The 18,393-nt window shown below is 63.1% G+C and carries 20 protein-coding genes and 1 pseudogene; 15 read left to right on the top strand and 6 right to left on the bottom strand.

Features of this window, described 5'->3' with window-relative positions; translation table 11 throughout:
- Nucleotides 1-5: 5 nt before the first annotated feature.
- Complete coding sequence (locus F3J24_RS05840; protein ID WP_240154271.1) at nucleotides 6-1,928, bottom strand: TonB-dependent receptor; 1,923 nt, start codon at nucleotides 1,926-1,928, stop codon at nucleotides 6-8.
- A 436-nt stretch (nucleotides 1,929-2,364) separates the two neighbouring features.
- On the opposite strand from F3J24_RS05840, the gene F3J24_RS05835 reads away from it, so the two are divergent.
- The 5 genes from F3J24_RS05835 (at nucleotide 2,365) to ureC (ending at nucleotide 6,169) form a co-directional block, all read left to right on the top strand.
- Nucleotides 2,365-2,667, top strand: coding sequence for an urease subunit gamma (locus F3J24_RS05835; protein WP_167003578.1), 303 nt, complete (start codon nucleotides 2,365-2,367; stop codon nucleotides 2,665-2,667).
- Nucleotides 2,668-2,730: 63 nt separating this feature from the next.
- Nucleotides 2,731-3,348, top strand: coding sequence for a HupE/UreJ family protein (locus tag F3J24_RS05830; protein WP_167003576.1), 618 nt, complete (start codon nucleotides 2,731-2,733; stop codon nucleotides 3,346-3,348).
- Between the two features lie 54 nt (nucleotides 3,349-3,402).
- Nucleotides 3,403-3,726, top strand: a complete 324-nt coding sequence (locus tag F3J24_RS05825) for an urease subunit beta (RefSeq protein WP_167003574.1) — start codon at nucleotides 3,403-3,405, stop codon at nucleotides 3,724-3,726.
- 5 nt (nucleotides 3,727-3,731) lie between these two features.
- Nucleotides 3,732-4,403: a LysE family transporter gene (locus F3J24_RS05820; RefSeq protein WP_167003572.1), complete on the top strand. Its 672-nt coding sequence runs from the start codon at nucleotides 3,732-3,734 to the stop codon at nucleotides 4,401-4,403.
- Nucleotides 4,404-4,426: 23 nt separating this feature from the next.
- On the top strand, nucleotides 4,427-6,169 hold the full coding sequence (gene ureC / locus F3J24_RS05815) for an urease subunit alpha (RefSeq protein WP_167003570.1): 1,743 nt from the start codon (nucleotides 4,427-4,429) through the stop codon (nucleotides 6,167-6,169).
- On the opposite strand, the gene F3J24_RS05810 is transcribed toward ureC, so the two are convergent.
- The gene (locus F3J24_RS05810; RefSeq protein ID WP_167003568.1) at nucleotides 6,154-6,660 is read right to left on the bottom strand and encodes a gamma-glutamylcyclotransferase; all 507 of its coding nucleotides are present in this window, start codon (nucleotides 6,658-6,660) and stop codon (nucleotides 6,154-6,156) included. The genes ureC and F3J24_RS05810 overlap by 16 nt on opposite strands.
- Nucleotides 6,661-6,769: 109 nt before the next feature.
- Here F3J24_RS05810 and ureE point away from each other — a divergent pair.
- The 5 genes and pseudogenes from ureE to F3J24_RS05785 all read left to right on the top strand — a co-directional run.
- Nucleotides 6,770-7,288, top strand: a pseudogene (ureE, locus tag F3J24_RS05805) (urease accessory protein UreE); the annotation flags it as partial.
- Nucleotides 7,275-7,991 carry an urease accessory protein UreF gene (locus F3J24_RS05800; protein WP_167005215.1) on the top strand — a complete coding sequence of 239 codons (717 nt, stop codon included), beginning with the start codon at nucleotides 7,275-7,277 and terminating at the stop codon, nucleotides 7,989-7,991. The pseudogene ureE and the gene F3J24_RS05800, both read left to right, overlap by 14 nt.
- Before the next feature lie 13 nt (nucleotides 7,992-8,004).
- The gene (locus F3J24_RS05795; protein ID WP_167003563.1) at nucleotides 8,005-8,337 is read left to right on the top strand and encodes an antibiotic biosynthesis monooxygenase; all 333 of its coding nucleotides are present in this window, start codon (nucleotides 8,005-8,007) and stop codon (nucleotides 8,335-8,337) included.
- A 32-nt stretch (nucleotides 8,338-8,369) separates the two neighbouring features.
- Nucleotides 8,370-9,029 carry an urease accessory protein UreG gene (gene ureG, locus F3J24_RS05790; RefSeq protein ID WP_003068221.1) on the top strand — a complete coding sequence of 220 codons (660 nt, stop codon included), beginning with the start codon at nucleotides 8,370-8,372 and terminating at the stop codon, nucleotides 9,027-9,029.
- A 625-nt stretch (nucleotides 9,030-9,654) separates the two neighbouring features.
- A complete protein-coding gene (locus F3J24_RS05785; protein ID WP_167003561.1) occupies nucleotides 9,655-10,170 on the top strand; it encodes an N-acetyltransferase in 516 nt (171 codons plus the stop codon).
- Between the two features lie 106 nt (nucleotides 10,171-10,276).
- Here the strand turns inward: F3J24_RS05785 and F3J24_RS05780 are convergent, their stop codons facing one another.
- On the bottom strand, nucleotides 10,277-11,413 hold the full coding sequence (locus F3J24_RS05780) for a 3-deoxy-7-phosphoheptulonate synthase (RefSeq protein ID WP_240154270.1): 1,137 nt from the start codon (nucleotides 11,411-11,413) through the stop codon (nucleotides 10,277-10,279).
- A 149-nt stretch (nucleotides 11,414-11,562) separates the two neighbouring features.
- Between F3J24_RS05780 and F3J24_RS05775 the strand changes: the two genes are divergently transcribed.
- On the top strand, nucleotides 11,563-12,213 hold the full coding sequence (locus tag F3J24_RS05775; protein ID WP_167003559.1) for a hypothetical protein: 651 nt from the start codon (nucleotides 11,563-11,565) through the stop codon (nucleotides 12,211-12,213).
- A 22-nt stretch (nucleotides 12,214-12,235) separates the two neighbouring features.
- Here the strand turns inward: F3J24_RS05775 and F3J24_RS05770 are convergent, their stop codons facing one another.
- The gene (locus F3J24_RS05770) at nucleotides 12,236-12,556 is read right to left on the bottom strand and encodes a multidrug efflux SMR transporter (protein WP_003080957.1); all 321 of its coding nucleotides are present in this window, start codon (nucleotides 12,554-12,556) and stop codon (nucleotides 12,236-12,238) included.
- A gap of 407 nt (nucleotides 12,557-12,963) precedes the next feature.
- On the opposite strand from F3J24_RS05770, the gene fos reads away from it, so the two are divergent.
- On the top strand, nucleotides 12,964-13,374 hold the full coding sequence (fos, locus tag F3J24_RS05765; RefSeq protein ID WP_167003557.1) for a fosfomycin resistance glutathione transferase: 411 nt from the start codon (nucleotides 12,964-12,966) through the stop codon (nucleotides 13,372-13,374).
- On the opposite strand, the gene F3J24_RS05760 is transcribed toward fos, so the two are convergent.
- The gene (locus tag F3J24_RS05760; protein ID WP_167003555.1) at nucleotides 13,375-13,872 is read right to left on the bottom strand and encodes a putative toxin-antitoxin system toxin component, PIN family; all 498 of its coding nucleotides are present in this window, start codon (nucleotides 13,870-13,872) and stop codon (nucleotides 13,375-13,377) included.
- The gene (locus tag F3J24_RS05755; RefSeq protein ID WP_167003553.1) at nucleotides 13,869-15,155 is read right to left on the bottom strand and encodes a class I SAM-dependent RNA methyltransferase; all 1,287 of its coding nucleotides are present in this window, start codon (nucleotides 15,153-15,155) and stop codon (nucleotides 13,869-13,871) included. The genes F3J24_RS05760 and F3J24_RS05755 overlap by 4 nt, the downstream gene beginning before the upstream one ends.
- Before the next feature lie 179 nt (nucleotides 15,156-15,334).
- Between F3J24_RS05755 and F3J24_RS05750 the strand changes: the two genes are divergently transcribed.
- From F3J24_RS05750 to F3J24_RS05740, 3 genes are all read left to right on the top strand, one after another.
- Nucleotides 15,335-15,673 (top strand): tRNA-binding protein, encoded by a 339-nt coding sequence (locus F3J24_RS05750; protein ID WP_167003551.1) that lies wholly within the window; start codon nucleotides 15,335-15,337, stop codon nucleotides 15,671-15,673.
- A 57-nt stretch (nucleotides 15,674-15,730) separates the two neighbouring features.
- Nucleotides 15,731-16,963, top strand: a complete 1,233-nt coding sequence (locus tag F3J24_RS05745; RefSeq protein ID WP_167003549.1) for a DUF711 family protein — start codon at nucleotides 15,731-15,733, stop codon at nucleotides 16,961-16,963.
- A gap of 134 nt (nucleotides 16,964-17,097) precedes the next feature.
- Nucleotides 17,098-18,024, top strand: a complete 927-nt coding sequence (locus F3J24_RS05740; protein ID WP_167003547.1) for an aspartyl/asparaginyl beta-hydroxylase domain-containing protein — start codon at nucleotides 17,098-17,100, stop codon at nucleotides 18,022-18,024.
- Nucleotides 18,025-18,393: the final 369 nt, after the last annotated feature.

The raw sequence follows: 18,393 nt of genomic DNA, 5'->3' as shown, positions 1-18,393 counted from the left end.
AAAAATCACAAGGAAAACTGCAGGCCCAGCTGCACGCTGCGTGGCGCGCCGGGCGCGACCAGACGCTGGCCGGCAATCATGGTGGTGGTACTGGCATAGCGGGTGTTGGTGGCGTTGCGCAGCCACAGGCTCAGGTTGGCATTGCGTGCCAGGCTCGCAGGCAAGCGGTATTGCAGGCCCAGGTCCAGCCAGCGATAGCTGCCTGCCCATTCGGTATTGCCGGTGTTGATGGGCGCGCGGCCCACATGGCGCAGCAATCCATGCACGGTGACATCGCTGCGCGGCATCCAACGCGCATGCAAGGTGCTGGTGTACTCGGGCACAGCCACCACACGCCTGCCAAGCAGTGCGGCGTTCGCGTTCTGCGTGACTTCGGAGCGATTGTGGCCATAAGCCCATTCCACATGCCAGTTGCGGCTGGGCAGCCAGTGCAGCTGCAGCTCGGCGCCCTTGCGTACGGTCGCCCCCAGGTTTTCATAATCGCCGGGTGCCGTGTTGCGTATTTCATCGCTGGAGCTGATGCGGTAGAGCGAGGCATCGATCAGCCAATGGACCGATGGCTTCCACTCCACGCCCAGCTCGCTCTGGCGAAAGATATTGGCATGCAGGTCACTGTTGCGCAGCGCGTATTTGGCAAAGTCGCTGGGCAGGGCAAAGCCCTGCGACCAGCTGGCACGCACGGCCGTGCGCGCATTGAGCCGCGCCAGTGCTCCCAGCTTGGGGCTGGCATGGCTGCGGCCCTGCATGCGATTGCATTCATTGCCACCGGCCTCCGCCCCCAGCAGACGGCAGCGGCCGTCAAAGTGGTCCCAGCGCAGGGCCGCCGTGGTCTGCAACCAGGCCGTGGGCTGCCAGCCAGCCTGGCCGTAGATCGCCGTGTTGCCGAGCCGTGTATTGCGATCATTCAATGCAGGGCCGGTGCGCCGGCGGTCGAGCAATCCATCCCAGTAGCCATAGTCGGTGGACTCGCGCACCTGTTCCAGGCCCAGCATCCAGTTCAGCTCGCGCGCCGAAAGAAGGGACTTGCCGCTGAGATTCAGCCCCGCTCCCAGCACGCGGCGGTCGTAGCGCTCCTCGCGCTGCATCCAGGTGGCGCTGCGCGGGCGGGTGAACCAGCGCACAAAATCCTGCTGCGTGCCGTAGACAAACCCCAGCAGACGGGTATCTGCATCGAGTGCGTACTGCGCATCCAAGCGCAACGTACCAAAGTGCTTGTCGGCACCATCACCCACCACACGGCTGTCCTTGCCCTGAGGATTCTCCCGCCATTGCGCTTCGGTCAGATAGCCGGGCGAGTCGCCACGCGCCTCGTGCCAGCGACCGGACAGCGAGATATCGAGTTTTTCATGCACATGGTGCTTCCAGGTGCCGCTGATGGTGCTGCGCTCAAAGCCCGAGCTGGGCCGGTCTCCATCTCCGCGCGAATGCTGGGCCGCCAGGTTGAGCTGATCGCCCCCCTCCAGCTCGCGCCCGAGAGCGACCTGTGTATCGAACATGCCGTGCGAACCGGCGCTGACATCGAACTCCGTATAGCTGCCGCTGCGCCGCGTGCGCAGCTCCAGCAGTCCGGCGCGGTTGTAATTGCCCTGCAGCACCGACACGGGACCGCGATAGACATTGAGCTGATCCAGCTCCAGCGGCACCACCACATTGAGATCGAAATAGCCATCGGCATGCGACATGGCTTCGTTGAGCGGGATGCCATCCAGGGTAGCGGCCACATCGCCGCCATGGCCACCGCCGCCAAAGCCGCGCAGCACCAGCCCGTTGGCCACACCGCTGAGCTGGTAGTGATTGACATGCATGCCGGGCACCGCACTCCACAGCGATTCCACATCCTGTCTGGGCTGCTCGCGAATTTCGTCGCGCCTTAACTCGGTGACGGAAAACGCGCGTTGTGCCTCATCCAGGGCCTGTCCCTTGACCATGGCGCTCACCTGGATCTCAGGCAGTGTCTTGTCACCGTCCTGACCCGCTCTCGCCCACACTGTGCCCGTACAAAGGGCGGCACATCCCCAGGTCAACAAACCCTGCCTTGCTGCAGCCCGCAAAAGCGGCATGCCTTTCCTGTTCAACAGTCCTTGATACATGCACCAGAAAAGCAAGGTCCGTGCCACCCACTGCACCGTCATAGCCCCGCAATGCACCAAGAAGTGTCCGCCACCGCATCAAGGGAACGCCATGGTGCACACCCGTCGTCTCCATGCACCAACAAAGTGCCGAATCACAGCAACCTGGCCTCCATCCACCGGCAACAAGGGCTTGCCATTGGCATAGCACTTGCTACATAAATGGGCATGAAACTCCCAGCGCGCGTTCTGCCGGTGCCACCGGCTGCGCGAGCTGACTGAGGGATTGAAGACGATGGAATTGACACCGCGCGAAAAAGACAAACTGCTGATCTTCACTGCGGCCCTGCTGGCCGAGCGGCGCATGGCCCGCGGCCTCAAGCTCAACTACCCCGAGGCCGTGGCACTGATCAGCGCCTTCGTGATGGAAGGTGCACGCGACGGCAAGACCGTCGCCCAGCTCATGAGTGAAGGCCGCAGCGTGCTGACCCGCGCCGATGTGATGGACGGCATCCCCGAGATGATTCCCGACATCCAGATCGAGGCCACCTTCCCCGATGGCACCAAGCTGGTCACCGTGCACGAACCCATCGCCTGATCTGGCGCTCGAAAATTCAAGTTTTTTAGCCTTCAAACCATTACCCATCAAGCGCAGACAGCTATGAAATTCAACAAGCTCCTTGCCACCACCGCCGCCGCGGCGACCGCACTGCCCCTGTCCGCTCTCGCCCATATGGGCACCGATGCTGGCGGCCATCACCACTTTCTCGACAGCCTGGGCCATGCCTTTGCCCACCCATTTACCGGTGCCGACCATCTGGCCGCCATGCTGGCCGTGGGCGCCTGGAGTGCACTGACCATGCCCGACCTGCGCACGGCCTGGCGTGCACCTGCGGCCTTTGTGGCCCTGCTGGTGGCGGGTGCCGTGGCCGGCTTTGCCGGCCTGTGGGTGCCGGGCGTGGAGCCCATGATTGCCGCATCCGTGCTGGTGCTGGGCCTGCTGGTGCTGGTTCAGCAACGAATGCCCTGGGGTGCCGCCGCCGCCCTGGCTGCTGTGTTTGCCTTCTTCCATGGCGCTGCGCACGGCTTTGAGCTGGCCGGAGACAGCGGCCTGGCTGCCGTCGGCGCACTGCTGGGCATTGCTCTGGGCTCGGCCACGCTGCATATCGCAGGCATGGTGCTCGGCCATGCCCTCATGCAGCGCCACCAGTGGGCGGCCCGGTTCGGCGGTGCAGCCACCGCCGCGCTTGGCGCTTTCATGCTGACGAAACTGGCGTGATATGAAACACCCCGGCACAGCGCAGCACAAGGCCTTTGCGCAAGGAGGCGAAAAATGATCCCCGGCGAACTGATTCTTGACGAGGGCAGCCACGCACTCAACCCCGGCCGCCGCACGCTCACGCTGGTGGTGAAAAATGCCAGCGACCGGCCGATTCAGGTCGGCTCGCACTACCACTTCGCCGAAACCAATGCGGGTCTGGATTTCGACCGCGCCGCCGCCCACGGCATGCGCCTGAATATTGCGAGCGGCATGGCCGTGCGCTTCGAGCCGGGCCAGCAGCGCACGGTGGAGCTGGTGGAGATCGGCGGCGAGCGCCAGATCTATGGCTTTCGCGGTCTGGTCCAGGGTGTGTTGCCCGCAGTTGTCAGGGACTGACCGGCATGCTGATGCTGTTTGCTTCCGCTTTCGTGCTGGGCCTGGTGTTCAATGCCGCGCCCGGCGCGATGTTTGCAGAGACCGTGCGCCAAGGTCTGCGCGGCGGCTATCGCCCTGCGCTGGCGGTGCAGCTGGGCTCCCTGGTGGGCGATGCAAGCTGGGCCTTGCTGGGCCTGGCCGGCATTGGTCTGGTCATGCAGGTCGACGCCTTGCGCTGGCCGCTTGGTCTGGCGGGCACCGCCTACCTGCTCTGGCTGTCCTGGGACAGCTGGAAGGCCGGGCGCACCGAATACCAACTCGATACCTCGGCCACCGCCGCCGCCACGCAGAAGCAGGCCCTGCGCCGTGGCATGGCCCTGTCGCTGACCAACCCGCAGAACCTGGCCTACTGGGCCGCCATGGGCGGCGCCCTCGGAGCCGTGGGAGTGACCCAGCCCGGCGCCAGCGATTACGGGCTGTTCTTCGCGGGATTCATGACTTCGTCCCTGCTCTGGTGCTTTGTCTGCGCAGCCTTGGTGGACCGGCTTTTCCGCCGCGCCGCCGCGCACTGGAGCCGCTTTACCTACGGCTGCTGCGCCGCTCTGCTGCTGGCCCTGGCACTGGGCACATTGCGTGACCTGCTCGGCACAAGCCCCGCCACCCTGCCACCAGTAGCCCAGCAGCAGTCCCTGCGCTGAACACCTGAATCGGAGATTCCTCAATGGCCACCATGGACCGACGAGCCTACGCAGAAACCTTTGGCCCCACCGTGGGTGACCGCCTGCGCCTGGCCGATACCGAACTCATCGTCGAGGTCGAAAAAGACTACACCCTGGCCGCTGGCGGCTATGGTGAGGAAGTGAAGTTCGGCGGCGGCAAGACCATTCGCGACGGCATGGCGCAAAGCCAGCGCACACGCGACGGGACGGGCACAGGGCCCGACGGAGGCGGCGCGGTCGATACCGTGCTGACCAATGCACTGATCCTGGACCACTGGGGCATCGTCAAGGCCGACATCGGCCTCAGGGACGGCCGCATCGCGGCCATAGGCAAGGCCGGCAACCCAGACACCCAGCCGGGTGTGAACATCATCATCGGCCCGGGCACGGAGATCATCTCCTGCGAAGGCAATATCGTCACCGCAGGCGGCATCGACACCCATATCCATTTCATTGCCCCACAGCAGATCGAAGAAGCACTGACCAGCGGCGTGACCACCATGATCGGCGGCGGTACCGGCCCGGCCACCGGCACCTTCGCCACCACCTGCACGCCAGGCCCCTGGCATATGGAACGCATGCTGCAGGCCGCCGACGCTTTCCCCATGAATCTGGGTTTTCTGGGCAAGGGCAATGCCAGCCTGCCAGGCGGCCTGCACGAGCAGATCAGTGCCGGCGCCATCGGCCTGAAGCTGCACGAGGACTGGGGCAGCACGCCGGCAGCGATCAGCAACTGCCTGGATGTGGCCGAGGACACCGACACCCAGGTCGCCATCCACACCGACACGCTCAACGAGTCCGGCTTTGTGGAGGACACCGTGGCAGCCTTCAAGGGCCGCACCATTCACACCTTCCATACCGAAGGCGCGGGCGGCGGCCATGCGCCCGACATTCTGAAAGTGGTGGGCGAGGCCAATGTGCTGCCCAGCTCCACCAACCCCACGCGCCCCTACACCATCAACACGCTGGACGAGCATGTGGACATGCTCATGGTCTGCCACCACCTGGATGCCGGCATTGCCGAAGACCTGGCTTTTGCCGAAAGCCGCATCCGCAAGGAAACGATTGCGGCCGAGGACATCCTGCACGACATCGGCGCGATCAGCATGTTCAGCTCCGACAGCCAGGCCATGGGCCGCGTGGGCGAGGTCATACTGCGCACGTGGCAGACAGCGCACAAGATGAAGCTGCAGCGCGGCGCCCTGAGTGGGGACGGCGCGCGCAACGACAACTTCCGCGTCAAGCGCTATATCGCCAAATACACCATCAATCCGGCCATTGCCCACGGCATCAGCCACGAGGTGGGCAGCATCGAGGTGGGCAAGTGGGCCGATATCGTGATCTGGAAGCCCGCCTTCTTTGGCGTCAAGCCTTTTTGCATCCTCAAGGGCGGCAGCATCGCCATGGCGGCCATGGGCGATCCGAACGCCTCCATTCCCACGCCTCAGCCCGTGCATTACCGCCCCATGTTTGCAAGCTTTGGCGGGGCGGTTGCCAGAACTTCGCTGACCTTTGTCTCCCAGGCAGGGCTTGCCGCGGGCATCGGCCAGCGCTTCGGGCTGCACAAGACCTTGTCGGCGGTGAAGGGCATACGCAATGTGAAGAAGCAGCACATGATCCACAACGATCTGGCGCCGCATATGGAGGTGGATGCGCAGACCTATGCCGTGCGCGCCAATGGCGATCTGCTGACCTGCGAGCCCGCGGTCAGTCTGCCCATGGCACAGCGCTACTTCCTGTTCTGAACGGTGTTGAGCTGAAACTCCGAATCCGGATGCTGCATGCCCTTGCCCTCAAACCAGGCCAGCCAGTCACTGACGGCGAGCTGCGGCGCAGCGCTCACGGTGGCGGGCAAGGCCTCGTACACCAGCACCGTGATGGACTGCTGACCGCCCTGGGTCAGCATCACGGGCAGGGTCAGAATGCGCTTGGCGTATTCGCCCAGGTCTTCGGGCCACAGGCCTTCGATGCGATCCATGGCCTGCTCCAGCGCTGCGTCCATGGGGTAGACCTCGGCCAGCACGGTCTGCGTGCCTTTCAGGCTCAGGCCCGGGTACCAGCCGAGGTCATGCAAAGTGCCGGTCAGCTGGGTCCTGCCGACACAGGCGATGCCTGGCTGGAGCCGGGCAATATCGTTGATGCCACCGGCACGCAAAGTGCCATACACCGCCACATAGGCTGCGCCACAGCCCTGCCAGTCAGCAGGCGCATCATGCAAAGAGGTCGGGGCTGCCATTTCTGTCGAAGTTTCCAAAAGAGTGGTCCATCAAAATCACTGAGATGCGCAGGACATGCAACATGCGCGCCAATCTGGTCCGGGCCTTTTATTTCATTGTGAATTCACCATGCTGACTGCCAACAAACTGCTGCTCCAGGGCCAGGGCCTTTCCACCGTCATCCTCAAACGCGCCGCGTCCGTGGAACTGGACTGGGACGTGCGTCAGAAGAGCCGCTTTGCCGCTACCGACAGCCAGGGTCGCGAACTGGCCGTCTTTCTGCCACGCGGCCAGGCCGTGCGCGGCGGCGATGTGCTGGTGGCCGAAGACGGCAGCCTGATCCGCGTGCTGGCCGCACCGCAAAAAGTGCTGCACATCACGGCTTGCGCCGAGCATGGCACGCCGTTTGACCTGATGCGCGCGGCCTACCATCTGGGCAACCGTCATGTGCCGATCGAGCTACAGCCTGACCATCTGAAAATCGAACCCGACCATGTGCTGGCCGATATGCTGCGCAGCATGCACATGACAGTGGTCGAAGCCGATCTGCCTTTCGAACCCGAAGGAGGCGCCTATGGCGGCCATGTGACCAACGATGGCCACAGCCACCATCATCATGGCCATGGACACTCGCATGACCACGCCCACTGAGCCACTGCTGGCTCTTGGCGCGCAGAGCTTTCTGCAGCTGATGTGGCTGGCCTCGCCGGCCCTGCCCATCGGCGGTTTTTCCTACTCGGAAGGACTTGAAGCAGCCATCAATGCGGCGCTGGTCACAACGGAAGCAGAGGCTGCCAGCTGGCTGGTGCAGCAGCTGCATCTGACCCAGTCGCGCGGGGACATGGCCGTGATCGCGCAGGCCATGCCGGCCTGGAAAAGCGAGGATCTGGCGCGCATCGCCAGCCTCAACCTGTGGGTAAGAGTCACGCGCGAAACCAGCGAGCTGCGCTTGCAGACCGAGCAGATGGGCCGCTCGCTGACCGAGTGGCTGAAAAACCGCTACGCCAACGAAGCAGTCCCGCTGGCCTCCGTCCACTGGCTGGCTGTGCAGGATGCCAGTTACCCCATCGCCTTCTCGTTGGCGGCCCAATGCACCGGCGCCACGCCGCGTGATGCGCTGCTGGCCTATGCCTTTGGCTGGGCCGAGAACATGGTTCAGGCCGCCATCAAGACCGTGCCCCTGGGCCAGAGCGCCGGCCAGCGCATCCTTGCACGACTGACTTCAGAGATTCCCGCCGCCGTCGAATACGCGCTGGCGTTGCCGGACAGCGCAAGACAGGCTTTCTCGCCCATGCTGGCCATTCTCTCGGCCCAGCATGAACACCAGTATTCTCGACTTTTCCGTAGCTGAACCTCCATCCGCCATGTCTGCACTGTTTGCCGCCACGCCCCATCCACCGTACTACGCCGCCATCTTCACCTCCTTGCGCACCCAGACGGACCAGGGCTATGGCGAGATGGCCGACCGCATGGTGGAGCTGGCCGGCCAGCAGGCAGGCTATCTGGGCGCTGAAAGCACCCGCGATGCCGAAGGCTTCGGCATCACCGTGTCTTACTGGGAAAGCGAGCAAGCCATCCGTCAATGGAAGCACAACGCCGAGCACCAGATCGCCCAGGAAAAAGGCCACACCACCTGGTACCAGTATTTCGAGCTGCGCATTGCCAAGGTGGAGCGTGCCTACGGCAAGGCCCGCTGATCGCAACCCTCTCATTCACTAAAGAACTCACCATGTCCACCGCACTGCACCATATCCCCAACCGCACCAAGAAGCTGCCGCCGCTGCGCGTGGGCATAGGCGGGCCCGTGGGCTCGGGCAAGACCACGATTCTGGAGATGCTCTGCAAGGCCATGCGCGGCAAATGGGACCTGGTCGCCATCACCAACGACATCTACACCAAGGAGGACCAGCGCCTGCTGACCATCAGCGGCGCCCTGCCCGCCGAGCGCATTATGGGTGTGGAAACCGGCGGCTGCCCGCACACGGCGATTCGCGAGGATGCCTCCATCAACCTGGAAGCCATTGACCGCATGCTCAAGGACTTCCCCGATGCCGACATCGTCTTCATCGAATCGGGCGGCGACAACCTGGCTGCCACCTTCAGCCCCGAGCTGTCGGATCTGACCATCTACGTGATTGACGTGGCAGCAGGCGAGAAGATTCCGCGCAAGGGCGGTCCCGGCATCACCAAGAGCGATCTCTTCGTCATCAACAAGACCGACCTGGCTCCCCATGTGGGCGCCAATCTGGACATCATGCGCAGCGACACCATCAAGCAGCGCACCACGCCCAAGGGTCTCAAGCCCTTTGTGATGACCAACCTCAAGACACTGGAAGGTCTGGACGAGGTGGTGGCCTTCATAGAGAAACAGGGCCTGCTGGCGGCCTGAGCACCTTTTTCGGGACGAAAAAAAGCCGCCTTGAGCGGCGGCTGTTTCTCTAACCAGTGCGTGATTACTGGTTGGCCAGATCCAGATGGAACTCGCGAGCTTCTTGGATGAATTCGATCAGAGAGTTGATAGCTTGGCGCATGATGAGCTTTCTATGAAATCAAGAGATGCACTTCAAGCGATGGACAGCACGCATCTCATGTACTGTCATTCGCGGGTTAAACCTTAAGGGTTAACCCTTGCGGCTAAGTATAAACCACTATCTTCGTTTTTGCAAAGCCCGTCCTGCGCAAAGGGCGTCAGGCTCGTCAGTGCACTGCCCTGAAGTGCTTGCTCACGCAGTTGCTAGGCCTGAGCAGATCAATATTCGCGATATTCCTGCATCAAAATTGCCGCAGAACGCTGTACTTTTCACCAGTACGTCACTGAACTTGCCCGCCGACTGCTACGCTATGGCCTGTTGACAACATTTGTGGCGGGCTCACAACTCCCGCAGTCGGAAAGTGGAAATGGCGCGAGATTGTGGTTTGCAGCAGATGGGCGGGCTTGCGTCCCATCGAATGAATGCCGACATCCAGCCCGGCCAATGTGCAGCGCCCGCCTTCCACCGCAGCGGAGCGCACGCATGACCTCTACGCCGTCCGGCCCGGGCACGCCTGCCGCCTGGCACATCACCACCATGAATCCCGCAGAAGCCCCCTGGCATCTGCTGCTGCTGGCCGACCCCTCGCGCGAGCGAGTCAAGCGCTACCTGCCCGGCTCCACCTGCTTTGCAGCGCGCCAGACGGAGCAGTTCACACCCAGCGGCCTCGGTGCCTTGATCGGCGTGTGCGTGTTGATCCCCGAGGGCGACGGCCTTCACCGATGGGAGCTGATGAATATGGCCGTGTCAACGGCTTGGCAGAGCAAGGGCATAGGCTCGGCCCTGCTGCTGCGAGCCATCCGCGAAATGCGCGAACGCGGCGTGCAGCAGCTGGACGTGGGAACTGGCAGCTTTGGCGATCAGCTGCTGTTCTATCAACGCCTGGGCTTTCGCGTCACCGACATCGAGCGCGACTTCTTTTTGCAGAACTACACCACCCCACTGTGGGAGCGCGGCGTGCAGCACAAGGACATGCTCAAGCTGACGCTGGATCTCTGAAAGCATGGGCGCCCAGCCCTAGATCCGAAAGGCCGGGTGCCTGAAAAGCACAAAGAGCAAGAGGCGCCGCGGCGCCTCTTGCTCATCCAGCCTCGTCCTGGCGGCCTCAGTCCGCCTTGAGGCGACGCGCGCACACGGCAGCGGCCAGTTGCTCCAGCACCGGGGTGGTCTGCTCCATGCTGATGCAGGCATCGGTGAGCGAGACGCCATATTGCAGCTCCTCACCCTCCACGATGTCCTGACGGCCTTCGTGAAGATGGCTTTCGATCATCACGCCGGTAATGCGCATGTCGCCGCCGGCAATCTGCTGGGCCACATCCGCCGATACATCGATCTGGCGACGATGCTGCTTGCTGCTGTTGGCATGCGAGAAATCGATCATCACCTGCGGGTGCAGACCGGCTTTTTCCAGCACTTCGCACGCGGCCTGGACATGGGCTGCGTCGTAGTTGGGAGCCTTGCCGCCGCGCAGGATGATGTGGCAGTCCTGATTGCCGCGCGTCTCGAAGATCGCACTCTGGCCCATCTTGGTCATGCCCATGAATGCATGCGAAGACTGGGCGGCCAGAATGGCATCGCTGGCCACCTTCACGCCGCCGTCCGTGCCGTTCTTGAAGCCCACGGGGCAGCTCAGACCGCTGGCCAGCTGGCGATGGCTCTGGCTCTCCGTGGTGCGCGCGCCAATCGCGCCCCAGCTGACCAGGTCGCTGATGAACTGCGGCGACAGCAGATCCAGGAATTCCGTGCCGGCAGGCAGACCCAGCGCCAGCACATCGAGCAGCAGGCGGCGTGCCAGCTCCAGCCCTTCGTTGACGGCAAAGCTGCCGTCGCGGTAAGGATCGTTGATATAGCCCTTCCAGCCCACAGTGGTGCGCGGCTTCTCGAAGTAGACCCGCATCACGATCAGCAGATCGTCCTTGAGCGCATCGGCCTGGACCTTGAGCTGGCGCGCGTAATCCATGGCTTGGTCGTGATCGTGAATGGAGCAGGGTCCGACCACCACCACCAGCCGGTCATCCTGGCCATGCAGCACGCGCGAAATGGCGGCACGGCTGGATTCGACCAGCTGCTGCGCCTCTTCGGTCACGGGCAGCCACTCCTCCAGCAGTGCCGGAGTCAGCAGCGGGCGCACGATCTTGATGCGTGTGTCGTCAATGCGGGTCTTGTCCAGCGTGGTCAGTTTGGGCTGGGCCTTGCGGGCCGAAGCTGCGCCGGGATGCAGGGGCGTCGTGGAGGATGTCATCCCGCTATTGTCGCGCCATGCGCCTTAACCCGCGCGCTCGCCCCCATCGGTGGCTGCGGTAAGCGACCTGCAGCCGCCAGTCAGGCAAGGCTGGACGGCGCCCAGCCCCGGTAGACTGGCGGCCCCTAGAAGACCGGACACCACCGCCCATGGAACTGCTGTTCACCATCACCCCGGCCCACACCGACTGCCGGCTGCAGGCCGCGATGCAGCGCGAGATGCAGCAGCACGCGCGACAACAGGCCTCCCTGCAGGCCCGGATGGCGGGCTGGCAGGAGCGCTGGCTTGCCCCGCTGCTGCTCTGCCTGGGCCTGGGCGGCGGCCTGCTGGCCATCGCTCGGCCGGGCCAGCCGCTGAGCCCTGAAAAAATCATCGCCATGCTGGTCTCGGCCGTTCTCTGCATCCTGCTGTGGAAGCGCTACTCAGCGCGCCTGCTCGGCGCTTTACGTCAGCACCAAGCCATGCGCCAGGCGCCGCTGCAAGGCCTGCACCGGAAGCTGGTGCGCGCAGGCCTGCGGCGCCTGGAGGGCGGCTACCGCCTGCAGCTGGACGATCAAGGCTTCACGCTGATCCACGACCGGGGTGCGCGAGAGCGCCTCGAATGGGCGCAGATCGCGCTCCTGCAGGCCACGCCCGACTTCTACAAGGTGGCCTGCGCCCGGCTCGCGGCCGAGGGCAAGGCCTACCATATCCCCCGCCACAGCGATGCCATGGACCCGGCCGCCTACCGGCAGGGATTGGCACTGTGGCTGAGCAAATGCCCGATGACACCGGAGACGCCAGCCGCCATGGAGCGCTGATTCAGCACGTACGGGCGGTGCCTTATTCCCCGGCCGAAAGCTTCATCAGCACCAGGCCGCTGACGATCAGGACCGCTGCTCCCACGCGCATGGCACTGAGCTGCTCGCCCAGCACCGTAACGCCCACCAGGAATGCGCCCACGGCACCGATACCGGTCCAGATCGTATACGCCGTGCCCAGGGGCAGCGAGCGCATGGCCACCGACAGCAGACCGAAGCTGGCGATCATCGCCACGATGGTGATGGCGCTGTATTTGAGGTTGGTGAAACCATGGGACTGCTTCATGGTGAAGGCCCAGACCACTTCCAGAACGCCGGCCACCAGCAGATAAACCCAAGCCATAGAAAACCTCTTTGAAGATTGAATGGCCAGGCCGTCCCGGCAGGAATACAGGCCATGCATCGCATGACCCGGCAAGGTCGTCCCTGCGACATGAATCCTAATCCGCATGCGCAAATCCGGGCCAGCCATGGGTGGTTCTGCCGCCACAACCATGGGCCGGCGTATCGTTGGATCCGGCCGGCGGTGCCTGCGGACTCCATAGTGCAGTGCGAGGTTTGACAGACTGCGACGGACTTAGCGGGCCCGACGCCGGCAGAAGCGGCGCCATGGCGCTTATGGATGCCCCGTGTGCAACACAGACGGTGCTCAACTCCTGCTGACCCGCTAGGACTGCGCCATGCAGGGACAGAGCTGATGCAGGGCAATGGCACACTGAACGGCTTGTGCCATGCCCGCCCATTGCCATCATGCTTTCAGGATTGAACCACCTCACTCTGGCCGTTACGAACCTCCAGCGCAGCATGGACTTCTACGTGCGCGTACTGGGCTTTCGTCCACGCGCGCAGTGGGATACGGGCGCCTATCTGGGGCTCGGCGATCTGTGGCTGTGCCTGTCGTCAGACGAACAGCGAAGCCAGGCCTGCAGCGCTGACTACACCCACTACGCATTCACCCTTGCCCAGCAGGACTTCGCGCACTTTGTGGAGCATGCCAGGTCATGCGGTGTCCAAGAGTGGAAGAGCAACCGCAGCGAGGGCGATTCCTTCTACTTTCTGGACCCGGACGACCACCAGCTCGAAGCCCATGTCGGTTCGCTGGAAAGCCGCCTGGCGCAATGCCGCTTGCGGCCCTACGCGGGCATGCGATTTTTTGACTGACTACGCCTCAAGCGCAGCGATTTCCTCGTCCATCACCACCACATTGCCAACCGTCGCGCCATAGTGCGTTGCCACGCGCTTGCGCTGCTTGAGCACGGCCCTGTCCTTGCTGACCAGCAAGGCCTTGTGCTGGCTGGCCAGATCGAGGAAATGCTGGTCGTCGGGATCGGTGCAGGTAAAGCGGATCTTGGGTGCCGCGGACACATATTCGACGGCTGCGTCAAAAGCGGCCATCACGCCTTCGGGTGTCTTGCCGTAGTAGCTGACGCGCGGCGCAATCTGGCTGTAGTGCAGCACGCGACCCAGCTCGATGCGCTGGGCTTCGTCGGCAATCCAGCGCACGTCGCCACGGGCGACCAGCTCGCGGATGACGGGGATATCCGGGTCGTCAAAGATCAGCATGTCCAGCACCACATTGGTGTCCAGAATCATGGGACGCGGCAACGGGCCGTCATAGCCGGTGTTGCAAGCCGGCCAGCGCAGAGGCGCAATCTTCATTGGGCCCGGCCTTCCGGAGCATCGCCATCAGCGGCTTTGCGCGGCTTGGTCGATCCCTTGACCATGTCAAAGCAGAACAGACGGCACTCGATGGGGCCGTTCCACATGGGCGTGCGGCGCGATTCCTTGAGACGCATCTTGCTGGGCAGCTTGAGGTCGGGCGTCAGCATCCAGGCGCTCCAGCCGCTGTAGTTCTTCTTCCAGTGGCTGGCCAGTTGGTTGAAGAATTCGCCGCCGTCCTCGGTCTGCGCGGTTTCGCGGCCTGCCCGTTCGACCTGGCCCATGCGCTCTGCGGCATTGCGGCCGGACGCGCCAGCAGCGGCAATACGCTCCCCATAGGGCGGGTTCAGGATCATCATGCCGGGCTGCTCGCTGGGCGGCATGCGCTGCAGCGCATCGCCACCGCGCAGGCTGACCGAATCGGCCACGCCGGCGCGCTCGGCATTGCGCTGGGCAAAGTCCACCATGCGGAAGGCGATGTCCGAGCCGTAAATGCCCACGGGAGGCTCGGGCAGGATGGCAGCCTCGGCCTCGTCCAGCATGGCTTCCCAGACATGGCGCTGGAACGGGATCAGCTTCTCGAAGGCAAAGCGGCGCAGAATGCCCGCCGGGATCTTGCGCGCAATCTGTGCAGCCTCGATCACCACGGTACCGCTGCCGCAGCAGGGGTCGTACAGCGGCTGGGGATTGTCGCCATGCGGATTCCAGCCCGAGGCCGCAATCATGGCCGCGGCCAGGGTTTCCTTGAGCGGGGCGTCGCCCTTGTCTTCGCGCCAGCCGCGCTTGAACAGCGCCTCGCCCGAGGTGTCGATATAGATGGTGGCACCGTCGGTCGTCAGGTGCAGATGCACACGCACATCGGGGTGATGGGTCTCCACGCTAGGGCGCACGCCGTTGCGCTTGGCGCGGAAACGGTCGGCAATCGCGTCCTTGACCTTGAGCGCCGCGAAGTTCAGGCTGGTCAGCGGGCTGTGCTGGGCCGTGACCTCGATCTTGAAGGTTTCCTTGGGGCTGAACCAGATCTCCCAGGCCACCTCGCTGGCGGCACGGTACAGATCGTTCTCGCTGCGGTACATGGTGTGCGACAGCTCGATCAGCACGCGCTGGGCCAGACGGCTGTGCAGATTGAGCAGCATGGCATCGCGCCACATGCCGCGCAGCATGACGCCGCCCCGGCCCACGAGCAGATCCTGCCCGCTGGCGCCGGTGATGGCGTGGACCTCGTCGGCCAGAAAGCCCTCGACGCCGGCGGCGCAGGGCAGAAACAAATGCAGTTGGTTCATAGAAATCAGTGCGCGCCAGCAACGGCGCAGGCGCCGGACGCTCACGGGAGCCTGTTGTGCGCTTTACAGGGCATAAGCATACGCGCTAGGCCTTTTCCGATGCCCGCGCACGACAAGCGTTGCTCTACAGATGCACCCAGGGCCCCAGGCATGATGCCAGGCCAAGGAGGAATGACGACATGGAAGAAATCAGCTGGAACGACTTTATGAAGGTGGAGCTGCGCGTGGGCCGCGTGCTGCAGGCCGAGGTCTTTGCCGAGGCCCGCAAACCCGCCTACAAGCTGCTGGTAGACCTGGGGCCCGAGCTGGGCCAGCGCAAGTCCAGCGCGCAGATCATCACTCACTATCAGCCTGAGGAGCTGATAGGACGGCTGGTGGTGGCCGTGGTCAACTTTCCGAAGAAGCAGATTGGGCCCTTGATGAGCGAATGTCTTGTGACCGGCTTTCACGATGCCACGGGAGCCGTGGCCCTGTGCGTACCCGACAGGGAGGTGCCGCTGGGAACGCGCTTGCTTTGATCGGCATATTCAGATGCAAAATGGCCGCCAGCCATTCTCCTGCCTACGGATACTGCTATGAATATCAGCTTCAACCCGCTGGTGCGCGTGCGCACCGTCACCGCCTTTGTCAACCTGAGCGCCGATAAGGCACAGTGGCAGGCCGGCCTGACCCAGGCCAAGCAGCAATGCGATGCCTTGGCCGATGCCATCGAAGCGCGGGGCTACCAGGTACAGTCCATCCGCATCGTGAGCAACCCGTTCGGCGAATACCTGGACGTCAGCGGCATAGTCAGCGCCCTCGCCGGCCTGCGGCACATTGCCGAAACGCTCAAGGCCATCAACACCGGCAAACGCCGCATCCGCTTTGCCGTGGGCGAAGCGCGCAATGCGCAGGAAGTCGCCCTGCTGCCGCAGCTGATTGCGGCCTATGGCGACCTGTGCAACGCCTGCGTGAATATCGATCTGGATGAACATGGCTTTCTGCAGACCGACTTGCTGGCCCACAGCGTCCAGGCCATTCAGCAAATCGCACGCACCACGCCGCGCGGCGAAGGCAACTTCAACTTCACGGTCAACTTCAACTGCGCACCCGGCATTCCCTATTTCCCGGCCAGCTACCACCGCGGCCAGCACCACGGCGCCCTGGTGCTGGGTCTGGAAACGCCAGACCTCATGGTGGCCGACCTCCAGGCGTTACAAGCTCAGCGCCAGCAGCTCGATCACTCAGCCTGGCTCAAGCTGGCCTTTGACCGTCTGAGCCAGTCGCTGACCGAACACGCGACTGCCATCCAGCGCTGCGCCGACGGCGTGAAACTGGCCGAGGGCTGGCATATCGCGGGCATGGACACCTCTGCCGCGCCATCCAAGTCCTGCGCCTCCATGGTCGATGTCTACCAACTGCTGGGCGTGCCCTGTTTCGGAGCCAGCGGTACGGTGGAAGCCTCGGCACTGCTGACCCGCGTCTTCAAATCGGTAAGCGGCGTAACGCAGATCGGCTTCAGCGGCCTGATGCTGGCCGTGACCGAGGACCAAGGCCTGGCCCAGGCCAGTCTGAATGACGAATTCGATATCCGCGCCCTGCTGACCTACAGCAGCGTCTGCGGCATCGGCCTCGATACCGTGCCTGTACCGGGCGACAGCAGCGCCGAGCAGATCGCCGCCGTCATGCGCGATACGGGCACCATGGCTTTTCGCCTCAACAAGCCGCTGACGGTGCGACTGTTCCCCGTGCCGGGGCTCAAAGCCGGCGACAGAACAGCCTTCGAAAGCGCTGACCTTTGCAACTGCGCCGTGCTGGCCCTGCCCTGAATATCGATCCCGACCGGCTGCCGCGCCTGACAGCCAAGTGCCGACAGCTATTGCTTTTGATATTCCCCTACCCCGGTTCTGTTTGACAGAACCCCATGGTGGCAGCCGGGGTGCCCCCGGTAAAATTGATCCTTATGGCAAAAATTATCGTTCTGGCACTGGTGCTGCTTTTCTTTGGCTGCGGGCTGTACATGCATCTGCGCGGCAAGGTGCGCCACAAGGTGGTCAAGCAATTGTTTGACCACTCCACGTTCACAGCGCCGTTCAACGTCTTCATGCTGATGTTCAGCAAGGTGCCGCGCACGCCCTATCTGCCCACCAGCACCTTTCCCGAACTGGCGCCGCTGCAGGCCAATTGGCGCGAGATCCGCGAGGAAGCCGTCAATCTGCAAAAGAACATGCAGATCAAGGCTGCTGCCAACAACGACGACGCAGGCTTCAACTCCTTCTTCAAGACCGGCTGGAAGCGCTTCTACCTCAAGTGGTACGGCGACGCCCACCCTTCGGCCATGGAGCTGTGCCCCAAGACCACGGCCCTGGTGAAGTCGATTCCCAGCGTCAAGGCCGCCATGTTTGCCGAGCTGCCGCCCGGCGCCAAGCTCAACCTGCACCGCGACCCCTATGCAGGCTCTCTGCGCTATCACCTGGCCGTGCTGGCGCCCAACGACGACCGCTGCATGATCGAGGTCGACGGCCAGCCCTATAGCTGGCGTGAAGGCGAAGGCGTGATCTTCGACGAGACCTTTATGCACTGGGCAGAGAACCGCAGCGAAGGCAACCGCATCGTGCTGTTTTGCGATGTGGAGCGCCCCATGACCAATGGCTTTGCGCAATGGCTCAACCACTGGCTGGGCAAGAATGTGGTGGCCGCCGCCAGTTCGCCCAACAACGAAGGCGACCCGCGCGGCATGATCAGCAAGCTGTTCAAGATCTCGTTCTATGCGGGCAAGTACCGCCGTGCCTTCCGCGACTGGAATCCGACCTTCTACAAGATCCTCAAGTTCGGACTGATGATCGGCGTGCTGGCCTGGTTTATCTGGTGGTTGATTCCGTCCCAATAGGCCTGCACTGAAGGCAAAGCCTCCCAAAAGCCGCTGACGCATGTCCAGCGGCTTTTTTTCGCCTTCTCGGCGGACCCTCTCAAAAATCCCGTCTCAAACTCCGCTCCTATGGAGCGTGCGTATTCCTGTCCAAAAGACAGCAAAAGCATCCCAATGCCTGGCCGGTTGCCTGCCGCTCAATATCCGCCATTACCTAGAGAAACCTCAATTCAAATTAATTAAGCTCAGGTTACAAAATATGGCATTAAAAACCTTTACTCACAGTCAAAGAGCATTTTAAGCATGAAAACAATTGTCAAGCCGGCATGAGTATTGATTAATCGTAAACCTCTCTTATTTCAATAATGGGGTTTACCCTTAATAAGAGAT

The organism is Comamonas sp. Tr-654 (assembly GCF_011752915.1).
Lineage (GTDB): Bacteria > Pseudomonadota > Gammaproteobacteria > Burkholderiales > Burkholderiaceae_C > Comamonas.
This window is presented reverse-complemented; position numbering and strand designations above follow the sequence as displayed.